At 65.5% G+C, this 16,151-nt stretch carries 16 protein-coding genes; 8 read left to right on the forward strand and 8 right to left on the reverse strand.

Annotation, left to right across the window (positions count from 1 at the left end):
- Nucleotides 1–160: 160 nt before the first annotated feature.
- From J0I79_RS30370 to J0I79_RS30390, 5 genes are all read right to left on the reverse strand, one after another.
- Entirely contained in the window at nucleotides 161–1,195 is a 1,035-nt protein-coding gene (locus tag J0I79_RS30370; protein ID WP_292868252.1) for an ABC transporter substrate-binding protein, read from the reverse strand.
- A gap of 89 nt (nucleotides 1,196–1,284) precedes the next feature.
- Nucleotides 1,285–2,199 (reverse strand): sugar phosphate isomerase/epimerase, encoded by a 915-nt coding sequence (locus tag J0I79_RS30375; RefSeq protein ID WP_292868255.1) that lies wholly within the window; start codon nucleotides 2,197–2,199, stop codon nucleotides 1,285–1,287.
- Nucleotides 2,200–2,234: 35 nt separating this feature from the next.
- Nucleotides 2,235–3,734 (reverse strand): mannitol dehydrogenase family protein, encoded by a 1,500-nt coding sequence (locus tag J0I79_RS30380; RefSeq protein ID WP_292868294.1) that lies wholly within the window; start codon nucleotides 3,732–3,734, stop codon nucleotides 2,235–2,237.
- Nucleotides 3,735–3,763: 29 nt separating this feature from the next.
- Nucleotides 3,764–4,546 carry an SDR family oxidoreductase gene (locus J0I79_RS30385; RefSeq protein ID WP_292868258.1) on the reverse strand — a complete coding sequence of 261 codons (783 nt, stop codon included), beginning with the start codon at nucleotides 4,544–4,546 and terminating at the stop codon, nucleotides 3,764–3,766.
- 78 nt (nucleotides 4,547–4,624) lie between these two features.
- On the reverse strand, nucleotides 4,625–5,518 hold the full coding sequence (locus J0I79_RS30390; protein WP_292868261.1) for a MurR/RpiR family transcriptional regulator: 894 nt from the start codon (nucleotides 5,516–5,518) through the stop codon (nucleotides 4,625–4,627).
- A 382-nt stretch (nucleotides 5,519–5,900) separates the two neighbouring features.
- Here J0I79_RS30390 and J0I79_RS30395 point away from each other — a divergent pair, with 382 nt between their 5' ends.
- Complete coding sequence (locus tag J0I79_RS30395) at nucleotides 5,901–7,085, forward strand: Gfo/Idh/MocA family oxidoreductase (protein WP_292868264.1); 1,185 nt, start codon at nucleotides 5,901–5,903, stop codon at nucleotides 7,083–7,085.
- A 397-nt stretch (nucleotides 7,086–7,482) separates the two neighbouring features.
- On the opposite strand, the gene J0I79_RS30400 is transcribed toward J0I79_RS30395, so the two are convergent.
- Complete coding sequence (locus J0I79_RS30400) at nucleotides 7,483–7,953, reverse strand: NUDIX domain-containing protein (protein ID WP_292868267.1); 471 nt, start codon at nucleotides 7,951–7,953, stop codon at nucleotides 7,483–7,485.
- Nucleotides 7,954–8,147: 194 nt separating this feature from the next.
- Between J0I79_RS30400 and J0I79_RS30405 the strand changes: the two genes are divergently transcribed.
- The 3 genes from J0I79_RS30405 to J0I79_RS30415 all read left to right on the forward strand — a co-directional run bounded on the left by J0I79_RS30405 (nucleotide 8,148) and on the right by J0I79_RS30415 (nucleotide 9,904).
- Nucleotides 8,148–8,678, forward strand: coding sequence for a sterol desaturase family protein (locus J0I79_RS30405; RefSeq protein WP_292868270.1), 531 nt, complete (start codon nucleotides 8,148–8,150; stop codon nucleotides 8,676–8,678).
- A gap of 262 nt (nucleotides 8,679–8,940) precedes the next feature.
- Nucleotides 8,941–9,411, forward strand: a complete 471-nt coding sequence (locus J0I79_RS30410) for a hypothetical protein (protein ID WP_292868297.1) — start codon at nucleotides 8,941–8,943, stop codon at nucleotides 9,409–9,411.
- A 79-nt stretch (nucleotides 9,412–9,490) separates the two neighbouring features.
- A complete protein-coding gene (locus tag J0I79_RS30415) occupies nucleotides 9,491–9,904 on the forward strand; it encodes a hypothetical protein (protein WP_292868273.1) in 414 nt (137 codons plus the stop codon).
- Between the two features lie 46 nt (nucleotides 9,905–9,950).
- Here the strand turns inward: J0I79_RS30415 and dinB are convergent, their stop codons facing one another.
- Both dinB and J0I79_RS30425 read right to left on the reverse strand, forming a co-directional pair.
- Nucleotides 9,951–11,198, reverse strand: a complete 1,248-nt coding sequence (dinB, locus tag J0I79_RS30420; protein ID WP_292868276.1) for a DNA polymerase IV — start codon at nucleotides 11,196–11,198, stop codon at nucleotides 9,951–9,953.
- A 345-nt stretch (nucleotides 11,199–11,543) separates the two neighbouring features.
- A complete protein-coding gene (locus tag J0I79_RS30425) occupies nucleotides 11,544–11,960 on the reverse strand; it encodes a helix-turn-helix domain-containing protein (protein WP_292868279.1) in 417 nt (138 codons plus the stop codon).
- Between the two features lie 121 nt (nucleotides 11,961–12,081).
- Here J0I79_RS30425 and J0I79_RS30430 point away from each other — a divergent pair, with 121 nt between their 5' ends.
- The 4 genes from J0I79_RS30430 (at nucleotide 12,082) to J0I79_RS30445 (ending at nucleotide 16,133) form a co-directional block, all read left to right on the forward strand.
- Nucleotides 12,082–12,975: an NmrA family NAD(P)-binding protein gene (locus tag J0I79_RS30430; protein WP_292868282.1), complete on the forward strand. Its 894-nt coding sequence runs from the start codon at nucleotides 12,082–12,084 to the stop codon at nucleotides 12,973–12,975.
- Nucleotides 12,976–13,012: 37 nt separating this feature from the next.
- The gene (locus tag J0I79_RS30435; RefSeq protein ID WP_292868285.1) at nucleotides 13,013–13,600 is read left to right on the forward strand and encodes a dihydrofolate reductase family protein; all 588 of its coding nucleotides are present in this window, start codon (nucleotides 13,013–13,015) and stop codon (nucleotides 13,598–13,600) included.
- Nucleotides 13,601–14,176: 576 nt separating this feature from the next.
- Nucleotides 14,177–15,109 (forward strand): alpha/beta hydrolase, encoded by a 933-nt coding sequence (locus J0I79_RS30440; RefSeq protein ID WP_292868288.1) that lies wholly within the window; start codon nucleotides 14,177–14,179, stop codon nucleotides 15,107–15,109.
- 88 nt (nucleotides 15,110–15,197) lie between these two features.
- Nucleotides 15,198–16,133 carry a sigma-70 family RNA polymerase sigma factor gene (locus J0I79_RS30445; protein ID WP_292868291.1) on the forward strand — a complete coding sequence of 312 codons (936 nt, stop codon included), beginning with the start codon at nucleotides 15,198–15,200 and terminating at the stop codon, nucleotides 16,131–16,133.
- Nucleotides 16,134–16,151 lie beyond the last annotated feature (18 nt).

A 16,151-nucleotide genomic window follows, 5' to 3' on the forward strand; every position in this document is an offset into this window, starting at 1 on the left:
CTCGTTTTGCAACGTTGGAAATTGGCGAAAGCCGAACTGACAGCCAATCTCCCCACCTGTGGGGGAGATGTCCGGCAGGACAGAGGGGGGCGCCGTAGAGCGCTAACCTTTATGGCGAGGACGGCGGTTCGCCGTCCTCGTGAGTTCATTCAAACGCTGATCACTCGCCCGGGCCCTTGCAGGCCACGATCTGCTCCTTGGTGTAGGTCGTCCAGTCCGGGATCATGATCGAGACCGGCCATTCGGGGCTCAGCGACGGGTCGGCGGCGGTCTTCAGCTTGGCCTTGCCTTCCTCGGTGGCGTTTTCCCAGAGCTGCGGCTGCACAAGCACGGTCTGCTGGGCCGGCTTCTTGCCGTCGAGGATCTGCAGGGCCAGCGTCACGCCGGCGCCGCCGATCGAGCCGGGGTTGGTGACGGCGGCGCCGACCAGACCCTTGACCGAGCTCAATTGGCCGACGAAGCCGGCATTGTCGGCGCCGACCACCGGCACCAGCGGGGCCTGCGATTCGACCAGCGCGTCGACGATGACGTTGTCGATGCCCGAGGTCCAGACGCCGTTGAACGGCGTGCCGGTGGCGAGGAACGACAGCATCTGCTGCTTGGCCTGGTCCTGCTGCCAGCCGGTGAAGACTTCCTGCGCGACCTTCACGTTCGGGAATTCGGCGAGCGCCTTCTTGAAGCCTTTGTCGCGGTCGCTATCGGCGGAAGCGCCAGCGGCGCCGCGCATGTAGAAGACCTCGCCCTTGCCGCCCATCTGCTGGAACAGCCACTTGGCGCCGAGATAGGCATATTCTTCCTGGTTGTTGGAGATGATGTAGGCCGACGGTTCGGTGACCGCCTGGTCGACGGCGACGACGACGATGCCGGCCTTGGTGGCTTCCTCGAGGCCCGCCTTGATGCCGGCCGGGTCAGCGGGGTTGACGACGATGGCGTCGACCTTGGCGCTGATCAGGTTGCGGATGTCTTCCAACTGGCCGGCGGCGTCGGTGTTGCGGTGCGCGATGTTGAGCTTGGCGACCTCGCCCGAAGCGAGCGCCTGCGCCTTCATGGCGCAGACCATTTCCTCGCGCCAGCCATTGCCCTGCACGGTGTTGGAGATGCCGATCGTGTATTTGCCGGCGGCCGCCGACACGCCCATCGAGGCCAGCAGGGCAGCGCCCGCGAGCAGCGGAACCATGGTCAGTATTTTCTTCATTTCAGTCTTCCTCCACATTGTTTTTCAGTTTCAGTCTAACCTGTTAGGCCTCGCCGCGCAGAAAGAGATTCAACCGGCGCGGACCGCCGTCACTTCACGAAGGGGCGCAGCACGTCGCGGGCGAGCAGGAAGCCCTGCTTGACCTTCTCGTCGCTGCCTTCGAACCGCCTGTCCTCGTGTTCGATGATGATGGATCCGTCGTAGCCGGCACGGTAGAGGCCGGAGAAGAAGCCGCTCCAGTCGACATCGCCCAGCCCAGGCATGCGCGGCACCTGCCATCCTATCCCGGCCGACATGATTCCGCGCTCGTACAAACCATCATGATCAATCATCAGGTCCTTGGCGTGGACATGCAGCATATAGGGACCGAATTCCCTGATGAAGCGGGCCTGGTCGATCATCTGCCAGACCAGGTGCGAGGGGTCGAAATTCATGCCGACATCGCCGCCCCAGGTTTCGAGAATGCGGCGCCAGATATAAGGCGAATAGGCGATGTTATGCCCGCCCGGCCATTCGTCATGGCTGAAGATCATCGGGCAGTTCTCGAAGGCGAGCTTGACGCCGTGATCGCGCGCATGGGCGACGATTTCCGGCCAGACCTTCAGCGCGTCCTGCCAGTTGACGTCGACGGTCTTGGACGCATCGCCGCCGCAGAAGGTGTTGACGACGGGCACGCCCATATTGGCGGCCAGCACGATCACCTTCTTCAGGTGGCCGATGACCGCCTCGCGATGCGCGGCATCCGGGTGCAGCGGGTTGGGGTAGTAGCCGAGGCCGGAGATGGAGATGTTCTTCTCGGCCAGCGAGGCGGCGATCTCTTTCGCCTGCGCGGCTGACGTCGCGGCGGCATCGATATGGCTGGTGCCGGCATAGCGCCGTGTCGCGCCCGATGTTTTCGGCCAGCAGGCGATCTCCAGCGCCTCGAAGCCGGCCTGATGCGCCCAGCCGGCGACGTCGGCAAGCGGCGTCTCCGCGAACGGAGCGGTGAGCAGTCCAAGTTTCATTGTGCCTCCCTTGACCGTGATTGCACGGTCGATCGTTATAATGCCGATTGTTTGGATCGCTTCAACCTCGCGACCTCATCTTGTTGAAGACTGCGACGGACGGCCGCCATCGGATCGCTTGAAAGCAGCTCGCCCAGCGCTGACGTAACGGCCGCGCGAAACCTGTCGTTCGCGGCAAGGCCGGGATCGAAAATCGTGTCGATGGCAAGGATAGCCGAAGCCAGCGCTTGCGCATCGTTGCCGGTGGCGTCGGCGATGGCGGCGACCTTTTCGGCATAGGGGTCGGAGACCGGCCAGCGCCCGCCGAAGCGAGCCGAGGCCAGGATGAGATACGCCATCCAGCCGGCGACCGGCACCGGCAGCAGCGCAATGTCCTGGCCCGTCGCCAGCCGGTCGCGGATCGGGTTGAGCAGGCGCTGGACGATCTTCTGCGATCCGTCGGTGGCGATCTGGTGGTTGCGGTGGCGGATGGCGGTGTTTTTCAGCCGGCCGAGGCTCTGCTCGACATAGGCCGACGGATCCATGCCGGGCACCGGTTCCAGCGTCGGCAGCGTCTCCTCGACCAGCATCCGGCGCACGAAGACCGAGAGCAGCGGATCGGCAATGGCGTTGAACGTGTGCTCCAGCCCGGCCAGCACGCCGAGCGTGGCGAGCGTCGTCTGGGCGCCGTTCAGCACCCGCATCTTCAGGTGCTCGAACGGCGTGACGTCGTCGACCAGCGTCGCACCGACCAGATCCCAGCGTGGCATGCGCCCGGCGAATTTCTTCTCGATCACCCACTGGCGGAACGGCTCGCCGACGGCGACGGCGCCATCGCGGTAGCCGTAGCGCTGTTCGACGCTGTCGATGTCAGCCTGCGTCACCGCCGGGGCAATGCGGTCGACCATGGCGGAAGGGAAGGTGGCGTTGGCCGCGATCCAGTCCACGAGCCCGGCGCCGCGCCGTTCGGCAAGGGTGCGCACGACATTGCCCAGGATGAGGCCGTTGGCCGGAATGTTGTCGCACGAAAGCAGGGTCAGCGGCCGCCCATGCGTGGCCCGGCGCAGGTCCAGCGCCCGCGTCAGCATGCCGGGCACGCTGCGCGGTGTTTCGGGGTGCGCGAGATCGTGGACGATATCGGGATGGGCAAGGTCGAGTTCGCCGGTCGAGGGGATGTGGCAATAGCCTTTTTCCGTCACCGTCATCGTCACCAGTTCGATGTCCGGCGCGGCCAGCACTTCCAGGGCGGGCGCGGCGCTTACCTGGCTGTCGACGACCCTGACGATGCTGCCGATGACGCGCGCCTCGACCCTGTCGTTCTCGCGGATCAACCGGGTGTAGAGGCCGCCCTGCCGGCCAAGCGTATCGGCAAGATGGGGAGGGCGGATGTTGATGCCGACGATGCCCCAGCTGCCGAAGTCGCGCGCCAGGAGGTCGTCGGTGTATTCGGCCTGGTGGCAGCGATGGAAGGCGCCGACACCCAGATGCGCCATGCCTGCCTCAAGGCGGGCACGGTCATAGGCGGGCTTCGCGACGGAGGCGGGAAGCCTGTCCATGAGGTCAGGGCCAAGTGTCTCGATGGCGCTCACTTGTTCGCCCCGATCACCGCCTGCTCCTGGTCGATCACGGCGCCGGTCATCGGGCCGGCCGCGTCGGAGAGCAGGAACACGGCAAGGTTGGCGATATCGCTGGGGTTCAGCAGCCGGCCAAAGGGTTGCGCGGCGTTGGCGGCGTCGAGCCAGCCCGGACCGAGGCCCAGCGTCCGCGCCTGCATCACGCGCTCGGCCGGCGTGTCGGTCCAGCCGACATTGATGCCGTTGACGCGGATACGGTCGAAGCGGTGGGCATTGGCGGCGTTCTTGGTCAGCGTTGCCAGCGCGCCCTTGGTGGCGGAATAGACGGCGAGTTCCGGCGAGCCGCAATGGGCGTTGATCGACAGGATGTTGACGATGGCGCCTGAAGCCCCACGCTTCCTCATGTCGGCGATAGCAGCCTGCATGAGGAAGAACGGTGCGCGCGCATTGACGGCGAACAGCGAGGCCCAGTCGTCGAGGCTGGCGTCGAGGAAGGAAGCACGGTCGGTGAGGCCGGCGGCGTTGACCAGGCCGTCGATGCGGCCGAAGCGCTCGATGCAGGCCCGCGCCAGAAGAGCCGGCGTGGCTTCATCGGCAAGGTCGGCGGCGACGAAAAGCGTCGGGGTGCCCAGCGCCGACAGCTCCGCCGCCACGGCATCGCCGCGCGTCCTGTCGCGACCGGTGATCACCAATCCCTCGGCGCCGGACCGTGCCAGCGTCTCGGCAATGGCGCGGCCGATGCCTTGCGTCGACCCGGTGACCAGCATCACCTTGCCGTCGAGCCTCGTCTCCATTCCTCCTCCCGGAACAAAGTTTCTATTTTTCAAAATATGGAACGGGAATTCCCGTTAGTCAATTGTGCCAGTGGCGTCTTACGTGCCCCGCCGCGCCGCGACGCCTTGGACCAGCGCCATGCCGACGGCGAGCGAGGCAGCCAGCGAGCGGAAGCCGGCGAAGTCGGATTCCACCACTTCCAGCCAGCTTTCCGACAAGGGGATAAGCGGGCTGAAGGTGCTGTCGGTGATGGTGAGGATGCGCGCCTTGCGCTCATGCGCCACGGCGACGAGGTCGGGCGTAATCGAATTGTAGGGGCTGAAGGAAACCGCGAGCACGGCGTCGCGGCTGCCGATGCAGCCGACCTGGTCGAGCGCGGTGGAGCCGACATTGTCGACCAGCACGTTGCGCACGCCCTGTTGCGAAAGCGTCAGCGACAGATAGGCGGTGACCGGGAAGGCGCGCTTGGAGCCGATGACGTAGATCAGGTCGGCGACGGCCAGCGTCGCCACCATCTTCTCGAAGCTTGCAATGTCGAAGCCAGCCTCGATGCGGCCGAGCGAGGCCTGCGAGGCGCCGACCATGCCGTGCAGGAAGTGCATGGCGGCATGGGGCTCCGCCTCTGTGCGCGGTTCGCCACGGCCTTCCGGCCAGGAGCCCTTGACGTGGTCCTTGAACAGGCCCTGGAAATCGGAGAAGCCGGAATAGCCGAAAATCTGGGCGAAACGCACCAGGGTCGAGGGCTGCACCCCGGCCTGCGCGGCCACCTGCGCGATGGTGCCGAGCGCAACCTCGCTCGGATGCTGCCACAGGAAGATCGCCACCTGGCGCAGGCGCTTGGGAAAATGCACCGTGCCTGAGGACAGCACCGCGCGCAGTTCCTCATAGGTCTGCGGCTGGATATAGCCCAACGCCGCAAGAGAGCGCCCACGCTTGCGCGTCGCCGCCTCGTCGGCACTGGATCGTCCGGAAGGTTTTCTCGCCCCGCTCATGATTTTCAGGCTAGCGCGGTACGATCGTTTTACAATATGGAAATTGGAAATCCTGTTCGATTGGAGTTGAGGGGGGCAGCGGGGCGGTTGCGATACGAAGGGTTGGCGGAAGCCTCCCCGACGTCGTCATCCTAGGGCGAAGCAGGAGCGAAGCCCCGTCGCGGAGACCCTGGGATCCATGCCGTGACGGTTGTCGAGGAATGCAGCGGGAGAGAAGTTCTGCACCGTAGCGGGACTTCAAAGTCGCGGCATGGATCCTAGGGTCTGCGCGCGTCGCTTCGCTCCTTGCTTCGCCCTAGGATGACGAAGGCGCGAGTGGTCGTCCCGTTGCGCTCCTTGCTCCACCCCAGGATGATGAAGTGCTAGTTGGAGGAGCTTGAAAATGGTCTACGCAACATCGGACGGGGTGGCGGGCAGGCGCCTGAGGGTCGGCATGGTGGGCGGCGGCCGCAATGCCTTCATCGGCGCGGTGCATCGGCTGGCCATGCGGCTCGACGACCAGATCACGCTGGTGGCCGGCGCGCTGTCCTCCGATCCGGACAACGCCGCGGCTTCCGCCGCCGAGATCGGCATCGCGCCCGAGCGCAGCTATGCCGACTACCATGCGATGGCTCGAGCCGAAGCGGCGCGGCCGGACGGCATCGAGGCCGTGGTCATCGTCACCCCCAACCATCTGCACGCGCCGATCGCCACAGCTTTTCTCGAAGCCGGCATCGACGTGATCTGCGACAAGCCGCTGTCGACGACGCTGGCCGATGCGCAAGCGCTCGTGAGCCTGGCAAAGACGAAAAACCGCCGCTTCGTCGTGACCCTCAACAACACCGGCTACGCCATGGTGCGGCAGGCGCGCGAAATGGTGATGGCGGGCGAGCTTGGCCGCATCGTTTCGGTGCATGGCTCCTATATCCAGGACTGGCTGACGAAGCCGATCGATGCCGATGGCCAGAAACAGGCGGAATGGCGCACCGATCCGGCGCGCGCCGGGCAGTCGGCGGTGCTGGCCGATATCGGCGTGCACGCCTTCAATCTGGCGAGTTTCATCTCCGGCCGCGAGGCGGAAGCGGTGTCGGCTGACCTGTTCACGGCAGTGCCCGGCAGGCGGCTCGACGACAACGCGCATGTACTGGTGCGCTGGACCGACGGTGCGCGCGGCACGATCCTCGCCAGCCAGACCTCGCCCGGCCATTACAACGATCTCTCCGTGCGCATCTATGGCGACAGAGCCGGGCTCGAATGGTCGGGCTCGCGGCCGGAGGAACTGCGCTTCTCGGTCTATGGCGAGGAAACCCGCACGCTGGTGCGCGGCGGCCATGGCTCGACGGCGGAGGCGCGGCGCGTGTCGCGCATGCCGGCGGCGCATCCGGAAGGCTATATCGAGGCCTTCGCCAATTTCTACCGCGACGCCGCCGACATCATCCGCGCCCACCGCTCGGGTGTTGAGGTCGATCCGGCGCGGGCGGCGCAGGTGCCAGATGTGGTGGACGGCGCGCGCGGCGTGAAGTTCGTCGCGGCAGCGGTGGAATCGAACGCGGCGGGCGGCGCCTGGACGGGCGCGCGGTTCGGGTGAGAACAGCCGATCTCCCCCTCCGTGGTTCCGGCATGCATACAGTTCCAAGCATGCATTTTCTTGCGCAGAGCTGGTCGACCCCCACTCCGTCTCGGCTTCGCCGAGCCACCTCTCCCCCGATCGACGGGGGAGAGGAAAGATGCCAGGCTTTTTTATCTTCGACGCTCGTCCAGCAACGCTCCCTTCCTTTCCCTCCGGAGGGGGGAAAGGTGGCGCTGCGAAGCAGCGACGGATTGGGGGAACCACCTGGCAATAATTAGAGAAGATGTATGCCGCACGCGGGCATGCTTCATTGATTGACTGAGACGTCGGCGGGACAGCGCCCCCCTCTGGCCTGCCGGCCATCTCCCCCACTTGGGGGGAGATCGGCAGCTTTGGTCGCCGGCGCCTAATCCAGCTATTCCAGGCCCAGTTGCTCGGCCAAATCCGCCAGCATCGGCCGCTGGCCGGCCAGGATCTTGACGCCGGCCTCGGCCATAGTGAACCAGCCGGCCCGGTCGACCTCCGGAAATTCCCGCATCGTTCCGGAGCGCGGCGGCCATTCCATCGTAAAATTGTTGCTCCTGATCGTGGCGACGTCGATCTCGGCTGCCGTCGCGACAGCCCATGCGATAACGATCTTGCCGCCCGTCTGCCTGTATTCGCCGAGCCTGGCGAAAATGCCGTCGACCTCGACGCCGAGTTCTTCCGCGGCCTCGCGTCGTGCCGCCGCGAGCTCATCCTCGCCGTCCTCGACCATGCCCTTGGGGATCGACCAGGCGCCGTCGTCCTTCTTCGCCCAGAACGGGCCGCCGGGATGCACAAGCAGCACGCGCGGGCCGTCATCGCTCCGGTGATAGATCAGCAGACCCGCACTGCGTTTTGCCATTTTTCTATGTCCGCTTACGTCACTGGTGCGAAGCCGGCCCTGCGCTGATTCTGCGTCGGGATCGTGGGTGCCGATCTTGTACCGGGAAAATACGACGCTATTTCAGATACATCCGCATTGCACCTCACCAGCGAGTTCGGCAATCTGATAGCATCGTTTTGGGTGGCGTCGAAAGTCAGGTTGGGGGCATCCGAATGCAACTGGGTCTGATCGGCTATTACAGCGACTTCGTGGTCTATCCCCTGGTCATCGCCCTGTTGGGGGTGGCGGGGCTGATCGAGGCCGGCGAAGAAAGCGCGCCGGAGTGGATCGGCACGGTGCTGCTCTGTCTCGGCCTGTGGACGCTGATCGAATATGTGCTCCACCGCTTCGTCCTCCATCACATTCCCTGGATCAAGGACCTGCATGACCGCCACCATGTCGAGGAGCGCAGTCCGGTGGGCACGCCGACCTGGCTCAGCCTCGGCGTGCACGCGCTGATCGGACTGGCCGTCTGGCTGGTTTTCGGTTTCGCGGCCGCGAGCGCGGTGAGCTGCGGGCTGATGCTGGGTTATCTCTGGTATATCAGCGTGCACCACATGATCCACCACTGGCACCCCTCGCATCCGAGCTACCTCTACACGCTCAAGCGCCGTCATGCGGTGCACCACCATGTCGATGACACCGCGAATTTTGGCGTCACGTCGATCGTGTGGGACCGGGTTTTCGGCACGGCGCGGCTCTGACGCCCCATCCGGCACTGGAAGACGGGCCACGCGGCCGCCTGGGGATAAGGACGGCGATCTCCGGACGGCGGACGCCGCCAGCTTGTGCTTGCGGTTGCCTTGCAATAAGCAGGCGAGGAGTCTCAGATATAAATCAGATTTATCTAATATAAATCGGGCGTTGTCCAGGCAACGCCACTATGCCCTTCTTGCCCTAAAGGATGTTTGCGTGCCGAAATCAAAGTCTATTTATCGTCTTGTCGTCACTGCGAGTGCCGTTGCCCTGGTGAGTTTCACTGGCAATGCCGCGAGCGCCACCGAGACCTCCGCTTTCTTCGACGCGGCGCTGTGCAAGCCGCCTTATTCGGTGGCTTCGGCAACCGAAATCTATGACGCGGCGGAAAAGCTGGCCAAGCCCGACATGTCGTCGCTGGGCGCCGCGATCTACAAGATTCCGCAACAGATCGGCCGCGACGGTTTCGAGACCGACGAGGTGTTCTTCGCCAACAGCGCGGTCGGCGTGCTGATCAAGGGCGAACGCGCTGACGACCTTGCCAAGGCCTATGGGCTGAAGCCGGAGACCTCGGACCTGATGGGCACCTCCAGCAAGGGCTATGCGTTGGAGTTGCCGGCCGATCAGCAGCCGCCGGAAGGACTGGCCGGCCCCGGAAAGGTTTCGATCGTGGCGCGCGAGGGAAGCGCGCTCGAGGGCAAGACGCTGCTCGCCTGCGAGTTCGTTCCGGCCGGGTTTTGAGCCGCCGGTCCGCAGAATCGGCGAACCGTTCCAACTCGTTGTGTTTTCAACTTTTCCACCGGGGATTCGTAGAGAAATGATGCGGAAATCCAGAAATCTGGCGGCGGTGTTCGCCGTAGCGACGTTGGCGGGCGTGGCCGGCGCGCAGGCGGCCGCCAAGTGCACCGCCTACGAGCAACAGGTCGCCAGGCAGATCAAGGACGGCAAGGCTTTCCTGAAACAGGAGAGTTTCAGGAAATGGATCGATGACGGCCTGCAGAGCAAGGCGCCCTACAACAAGAAGCCGTATACGGCCTACATCAAGTGGTATGGCCAGTTCGACAAGCTCAGCAGCGCGAAGGGCGGGGCCGAGCAGGTGAAGTTCCTCGAGAAATACGGCTTTACCGCTTCGGCCGCCTATTCCGTCATCCAGGGGTATGCGCTCAATGGAAAACTGACCTCGTCCGTCGACATGGACTTCGAGAAGCAGATGAACGCTTTCCCCTGCCTGTGAGCAGCGCGGGGAAGGGGCTGCGCCAGTGCATCAGGCGTAGATTTGGCTAGAGTTCCTTCTCCGCCAGTTCCCTGAACTCGTCGGGCACCGAGCGGGCGGCTTCGAGCGCCACGGTGCCGTAGCCCACGGCCTGTTTGCCGAAGCGCTGGCGGATTCTGTCGATGGCGCGGTCGGCGCCGAAACGGGCCAGGCCTTTCTTGCTGCCGGGGCGCTGTCTCTCGTCGGCGAGGCCGAGCGGCAGGTCGAGTTGCAGCTCCGCGTTTTCCCAGAGATGCGAGACCGAGATCGCCAGCAGCGAAATCGTCAGCTCATGTGGGTGGTCGGCGAGTACGCCGCGCACCAGATCCCCAGCGATCTCGGCCAGCATGGTGGTCGCCGAGATCGGCTGCTCCAGCGTGATCGAGCGCGTCACGGCGCTGAGATCGGCAAAGCGCACGCGCACGGTCACCGTGCGGCCCGGCCGCGCCTTGGCGCGCAGCCGGCTGGCGACGCGGTCGGCAAGGTGCAGCAGGGTGGGCACGATGACATCAGGCACGGCCGGCTTCCTGCCAAGCGCCGATTGCGCGCCGGCCGAATGCGCCCGGCGCTTCGTCTCCAGCTTGCGCGGGTCGCGGTTCCACGACAGGGCGGCGAGCTTCTCGCCGGCGGCGGGGCCGAGCAGCCGCGCCAGCGCGCCGCTGTGCGTGCGTGCCAACTGGCCGATGGTCTCGACGCCGATTTCGGCCAGCCGCGCCCGGGTCGCCGGGCCGACACCCCACATCAGCCCGACGGGCAGATCATGCAGGAAGGCGAGTTCGGTGCCGGGGTCGACCACGACCAGCCCGTCGGGCTTGGCGACCTGCGAAGCAATCTTGGCGAGATGCTTGGTGCGGGCAACGCCGATCGAGATCGGCAGGCCGAGTTCTGCGCGCACGCGGCGGCGGATCGCCGTGGCGATCTCCTTTGGCGAGCCGAAAAGGTGCGTGCAGCCGGCGACATCGGCGAAGGCCTCGTCGATGGAGATGCGCTCGACCACCGGCGTGAAATCGTCGAGCACCCTGATCGCCGCGTCACCCAGCCGCTGGTAATCGGCGAAATTACCACCGACGAAGATCAGTTGCGGGCAAAGCTCGCGCGCCTTGCGCCCCGGCATGCCGCCGCGCACGCCGAAGGCGCGCGCCTCATAGGAGGCCGCCAGCACGACGCCGCCGCCGACCGCGATCGGCTTGCCGCGCAGCGAGGGGTCGAGCAGCTGCTCGACCGAGGCATAGAAGGCGTCGAGATCAGCATGCAGGATGGTGGCTGTCGTTTCCATCCCGTTCCGCTCATCCGCGATTGCTGATAGATGAGAACAAATAAAGAACATATGCGAGATGGAGTCAAGGCTGAGATGAGTCTGGGAGACTTGTTCGCCGATAGCTTGGGCGCTTGTCCTGTCTTGAAACGCTTGCGCCGCCCCTCACCTGCCTGCCGGCATCCTCTCCCCGTATAGTGACGGGGAGAGGGGCGCTTTCATCAATGGTTTCGCCAGTCGCCAATGTGGCAGGAAAAGGCGCCGGCGCTGCGGCCAGCTACTTTCTCCCCGTTCCTATACGGGGAGAAATGCCCGGCAGGGCAATGAGGGGCGGCGCCAACCTTACAGAGGCGCTTGCTCCGCTGCTTACACCACATGCTCCGCCCGCAGCGCCGCCTTCATCCGTTCCAGTGCGGGTTCGCCGCCGGCCGCCAGTTCGTCGGCGATGCGGGCGAGCTTGTCGTCCGCCTTGCGGTGCTTGCTGCCCCAGGCGCCGAGCGTGGCGAGCACCGGCAACAGGTCGATGCCGGCCTCGGTCAGCCTGTAGATCGCCTTCAGGGCGTGGGTGGGGTCATCGCTGCGGGTGACGATGCCTTCGTCCTGCAGCGTCTGCAGCCGCTCGGCTAGCGTGCGCGAGGAGATGCCCTCGTCGGATTGCAGGAATTCGCGAAAGTGCTTTTTCCCGGCGAAGATCATGTCGCGGATGATGAGCAGCGTCCAGCGGTCGCCAAGCAGTTCGAGCGACAGGTTGATCGGACAGCCTGACTTTTCGCGCGTCGACATCTCAATGGTTCCATTTTTAAATCACTTTACTATTGACATCATTCGCGGCTTCCGTCAAATGGTTCCAAAAGTAAATCACTCGCCGGCCATCGTGGCCTGCGAATTCCAGGAGGAGGCAGACATGAACCAGCAGGCGACAGAAACGAATGTGGCGACCGAAACGAAAATGGCCGCCACGCCAAGGACCGTCGTGGTCGTCGGCGCCACCAGCGAGGTCGGCGCGGAAGTGGCCTCGGTGCTCGCGGGGCAGGGGCACAAAGTGCGCGGCGTGGCGCGCAGCCTGGGGGTGGCGCTCGATGACGCCGCCGCGCTGAAGTCGGCCTTTTCCGGCGCCGACAGCGCCTATGTGATGATCCCGTTCGATGTCACCGCGCCGGACCTGCATCGCTTCGAGGATGAGGTCGGCGAGCGGCTGGCGACGGCGATCGCGAATTCGGGCATGCGCCGGGTGGTGCTGCTCAGCGGCCTCAACGCCCATCTCAGGATGGGAACCTCGCTCGGCGCCGCCATGATGGAGGAGCGGCTGGAAGCGCTTGGGCTCGACGAACTGGTGCTGCTGCGCGCTTCCTTCTTCATGGAGAATTTCGCCAAGGGCATGGGCTTCGTCCAGCAGGCCGAGACGGGCGTTTTCGCCACGCCGTTCCGCGGCGACCTGCCGATGCCGCTGATCGCCGCGCGCGACATCGGCCAGCGCGCCGCCGCCCTGCTTGGATCGGACCGTCTCCAGGCCGGACGCGTCGTCGAACTGCATGGCGGCGGCTATTATACGTTCGAGCAGGCGACCGCGATCCTCGGCAAGGCGATCGGCAGGGAGGTGGCCTATCACGCGGCGCCCTTCGCCGACGCCCGCGCCGGCATGATCGCCAACGGCATGTCGGCGAGCTTCGCCGATGCACTCGGCGAGACGGCGGCGAGCTTCAACAAGGGCGAACGCTGGGCGCTGGAAGCGCCGTCGGCGCAAAATGCGACGCCGACCAGTTTCGAGGCCTGGGCGCAAGCCTTCGCCCGCGCCTGATCCCTGCCATCCAGAATCCGGAAACGAGGAGAACCCCATGAAAAAGCTCATCCTTCAGATGCAGATGTCGGTCGACGGCTTTGTCGGCGCCAATGCGGACCAGCCCTGGCAGCTCTGGGAATGGGGCGACGCCAATGGCTGGGACGCCGAGCTGAAGCAGGATTTCAACACCGTCTTCGCCGGCATCGACACCATCCTGCTCAGCCGCAAGATGGCCGAGGAAGGCTATCTCACCCACTGGGGCAATGCGGCGCGCAAATATCCGGCCGATCCGTTCTATGCCTTTGCGCAGCGCATCGTCGAGGCGCGCAAGGTGGTGCTCAGCGACAAGCTCGAGGCGTCGCGCTGGGAGCGCACCATCGTGGCGAGCAGTGACCTGGCGCGCGAAGTCAACGCGCTGAAGGCCGGCGAGGGCGGCGACATGGCCGTGTTCGGCGGGGCCGGCTTCGCCTCGGCATTGATCGCAGCCGGGCTGGTCGACGAGTTCCAGCTGTTCGTCAACCCGGCGGTGCTGGGCGGCGGCCGGCGCATCTTCGACCAGGGCGGCTTCCGGAAACTGCGGCTGGTCGGCTCCAAGGCCTATGCCAGCGGCATGGTGGTCAGCCGCTACGCGCCGGCAGGGTGATGGAAGCCGTTTGGCCCAGCACCGGTCAGTCAGTAGCGAGGGCTGGTGATCCTTCACACGCCCCTCTGTCCTGCCGGACATCTCCCCCGCAAGGGCAGGGCAATCGCATATGGATTCTTGCGAAGGGGACCCCCACCCTAACCCTCCCCACAAGGGGGAGGGAACGCTGCCGCGCGCGCCCTATCCATCTTCATGTTGAGGATCGAAACCTCAGTACTGGCCGCAATCAGCGCCGGCCAAGTCTCCCTCCCCCTTGTGGGGAGGGATTAAGGGTGGGGGTCAATCTTCGTAAAAACCCATATGCGATTGCCCTGCCCGCAAGGGGGAGATTGGCAATATCCGCTGACACGCCCTTTCTTCGGCGCTGGAAGTTGGCGAAGGCGGAGCTGACATCTGATCTCCCTCCTTGCGGGGGAGATGGCCGGCAGGCCAGAGGGGGGCTGACCCTCCGGCGTTGGCCTTTAAGCTGGCAAGCCATCCAAAAAATTCGGCGCGACGTATCCTTTTTGCCCGCCCGTCCGTCTCTGGTTTTGAAGGGCCGCTTCATCGGTGGCCCGCAGCCCCAGGGAGACTATCGTGGCGAGCAGAGAGAGCGAGGCAAACAGGATCCACTATGAGACGATCGCCGCCAATGCCGGCAAGTTTACCAGTCCGCAGGAGATCGTCGATTTCAACGACATCAACTGGACGGCGCTGACCGGCGAACCCCGCGGCGTCGACTATATCGAGGCCGATGCCGGCGGCGTGCCGGCGCTATGGGCCGTGCCGAAGGGCACCGACGAGGAGCGGGTGCTGGTCCATGCGCATGGCGGCGGCTTCGTCGGCGGTTCGATCTATACGCACCGCAAGCTCACCGGCCATCTCGCCAAGGCCGTCGGCTGCCGGGCGCTGATCTATGATTATCCGCTCACCCATCAGGCGAAGCATCCGGCGCAGATCGAGGCGGCGGTGACCGTGTGGGACTGGCTCGCGGGCAAGGGCTTCGACCCCCGACGCATCGTGCTTACCGGCGATTCCTGCGGCGCGGTGCTGATCTATGGCCTGCTGCAGCGGCTGCGCGCGCAGGGCCGGCCGCTGCCTGTCGCCACGCTGGTCATCTCGGGCTGGTTCGACATGGCGCTGACCGGCGCCAGCTACGAGACCAACCGCAAGAAGGATCCGGCCTTCGCCCGGGAGGCCGTCGACTGGCTGGCGAGCAACTTCGTTGGCGATACGGACCGGCGCGACCCGGAAGTCAGCCCGCTCTATGCCGACCTTTCCGGTTTGCCGCCCGTGTTCCTGCAGGCCGGCGCCGACGAGACACTTGTCGACGAAAGCCGCATGTTCGCCGAACGCGCCCGCCAGGCCGGCGTCGAGACCCGGCTCGACGTCTTCGACGGCATGCTGCACTCCTTCCAGATGATGGCCGGCCGGGCGCAGGAGGCCGATGACGCGGTTCGCCGCTTCGCCGCCTGGGTGCGGCCGAGGCTCGGCCTGGCGGAGGCCAATACCACCGGCAAGGCGGCATAAGCATGTGGCCGCAGATGGTGTCGCGCTTGCCGCTTGTCGAAATGCCCGGCCTGCGCGATGCTTGGGCAACGCTGACCGACATCTGGCCATGAACCAGCAGATCCGCACCTCTGTCGAAACGGGGCAAGGCGCCGCGCCGCGCCTCACCCCTTCGGATTTGCTGGACCCGCGCTACGCGGCGTTCCTGGCGACCGTTTCGCATCTGCGCGCCCGCCTGCATCGCTACTGCGCCCGCATGACCGGCTCGGCGCTCGACGGCGAGGACGTCATGCAGGACGCGCTGTTCGAGGCCTATCGCAAGATCGAGCTTCTCGACGATGCGAAGGCGCTGCCGCCCTGGCTGTTCCGCATTGCCCATAACAGGTGCATCGACCTCATCCGCGGCCGCCGCGCGCGCATGCGGGCCGAGGCCGGCCATGCCAGCGACGACATCGTACTGCCAGCCGAACCGGCCGGGCAGGGCGTCGGCCACGCGATCGAGCGGCTGGTCGTGCACCTGCCGCCCAAGGAGCGCGCCTGCGTGCTGCTCAAGGACGTGTTCGACCATTCGCTGGAGGAGATCGCCGAGCTTGTCGGCTCGACGTCAGGCGGCGTCAAATCGGCGCTCAGCCGGGGCCGGGCCAAGCTCGCCGCCCTGCCGGCGCAACCGGTCGCGGCGCCCGCTGACGACCCGGAGCTGACGCGGCTGCTCGAACGCTATGTCGAACTCTTCAACGTCAGGGATTGGGACGGCGTGCGGGCGCTGACCAGCGCCGATGCCCGCCTGCGGGTCTCGGACTGCTACAACGGCCTGCTCTCCCGCTCGCCCTATTTCGTCGAGTATGAACGCAGCGAACTGCCTTGGCGGCTGCGGCCCGGCGTGGTCGAAGGGGAACAGGTGCTGGTCGTTGACAGGCAATATGGCGAGGCCTGGCGGCCGGCCTATCTGGTGCGGGTCCATGCCACCAGCGGGGTGATCGACCGTATCGCCGACTATTATGCCTGTCCCTGGATTCTGGAGATGGTGAGCGCGGACGAAGGATGAGGCGGCGCTTTCCCTTCT

It is taken from the genome of Mesorhizobium sp., from assembly GCF_017306585.1.
Classification (GTDB): Bacteria; Pseudomonadota; Alphaproteobacteria; order Rhizobiales; family Rhizobiaceae; genus Mesorhizobium.

Excerpts from the sequence above, each read along its gene's own strand:
- J0I79_RS30370 (WP_292868252.1), bottom strand. The coding sequence starts at position 1,195 with ATGAAGAAAATACTGACCATGGTTCCGCTGCTCGCGGGCGCTGCCCTG.
- J0I79_RS30375 (WP_292868255.1), bottom strand. The coding sequence starts at position 2,199 with ATGAAACTTGGACTGCTCACCGCTCCGTTCGCGGAGACGCCGCTTGCC.
- J0I79_RS30380 (WP_292868294.1), bottom strand. The coding sequence starts at position 3,734 with ATGGACAGGCTTCCCGCCTCCGTCGCGAAGCCCGCCTATGACCGTGCC.
- J0I79_RS30385 (WP_292868258.1), bottom strand. The coding sequence starts at position 4,546 with ATGGAGACGAGGCTCGACGGCAAGGTGATGCTGGTCACCGGGTCGACG.
- J0I79_RS30390 (WP_292868261.1), bottom strand. The coding sequence starts at position 5,518 with ATGAGCGGGGCGAGAAAACCTTCCGGACGATCCAGTGCCGACGAGGCG.
- J0I79_RS30395 (WP_292868264.1), top strand. The coding sequence starts at position 5,901 with ATGGTCTACGCAACATCGGACGGGGTGGCGGGCAGGCGCCTGAGGGTC.
- J0I79_RS30400 (WP_292868267.1), bottom strand. The coding sequence starts at position 7,953 with ATGGCAAAACGCAGTGCGGGTCTGCTGATCTATCACCGGAGCGATGAC.
- J0I79_RS30405 (WP_292868270.1), top strand. The coding sequence starts at position 8,148 with ATGCAACTGGGTCTGATCGGCTATTACAGCGACTTCGTGGTCTATCCC.
- J0I79_RS30415 (WP_292868273.1), top strand. The coding sequence starts at position 9,491 with ATGCGGAAATCCAGAAATCTGGCGGCGGTGTTCGCCGTAGCGACGTTG.
- dinB (WP_292868276.1), bottom strand. The coding sequence starts at position 11,198 with ATGGAAACGACAGCCACCATCCTGCATGCTGATCTCGACGCCTTCTAT.
- J0I79_RS30425 (WP_292868279.1), bottom strand. The coding sequence starts at position 11,960 with ATGTCGACGCGCGAAAAGTCAGGCTGTCCGATCAACCTGTCGCTCGAA.
- J0I79_RS30430 (WP_292868282.1), top strand. The coding sequence starts at position 12,082 with ATGAACCAGCAGGCGACAGAAACGAATGTGGCGACCGAAACGAAAATG.
- J0I79_RS30435 (WP_292868285.1), top strand. The coding sequence starts at position 13,013 with ATGAAAAAGCTCATCCTTCAGATGCAGATGTCGGTCGACGGCTTTGTC.
- J0I79_RS30445 (WP_292868291.1), top strand. The coding sequence starts at position 15,198 with ATGAACCAGCAGATCCGCACCTCTGTCGAAACGGGGCAAGGCGCCGCG.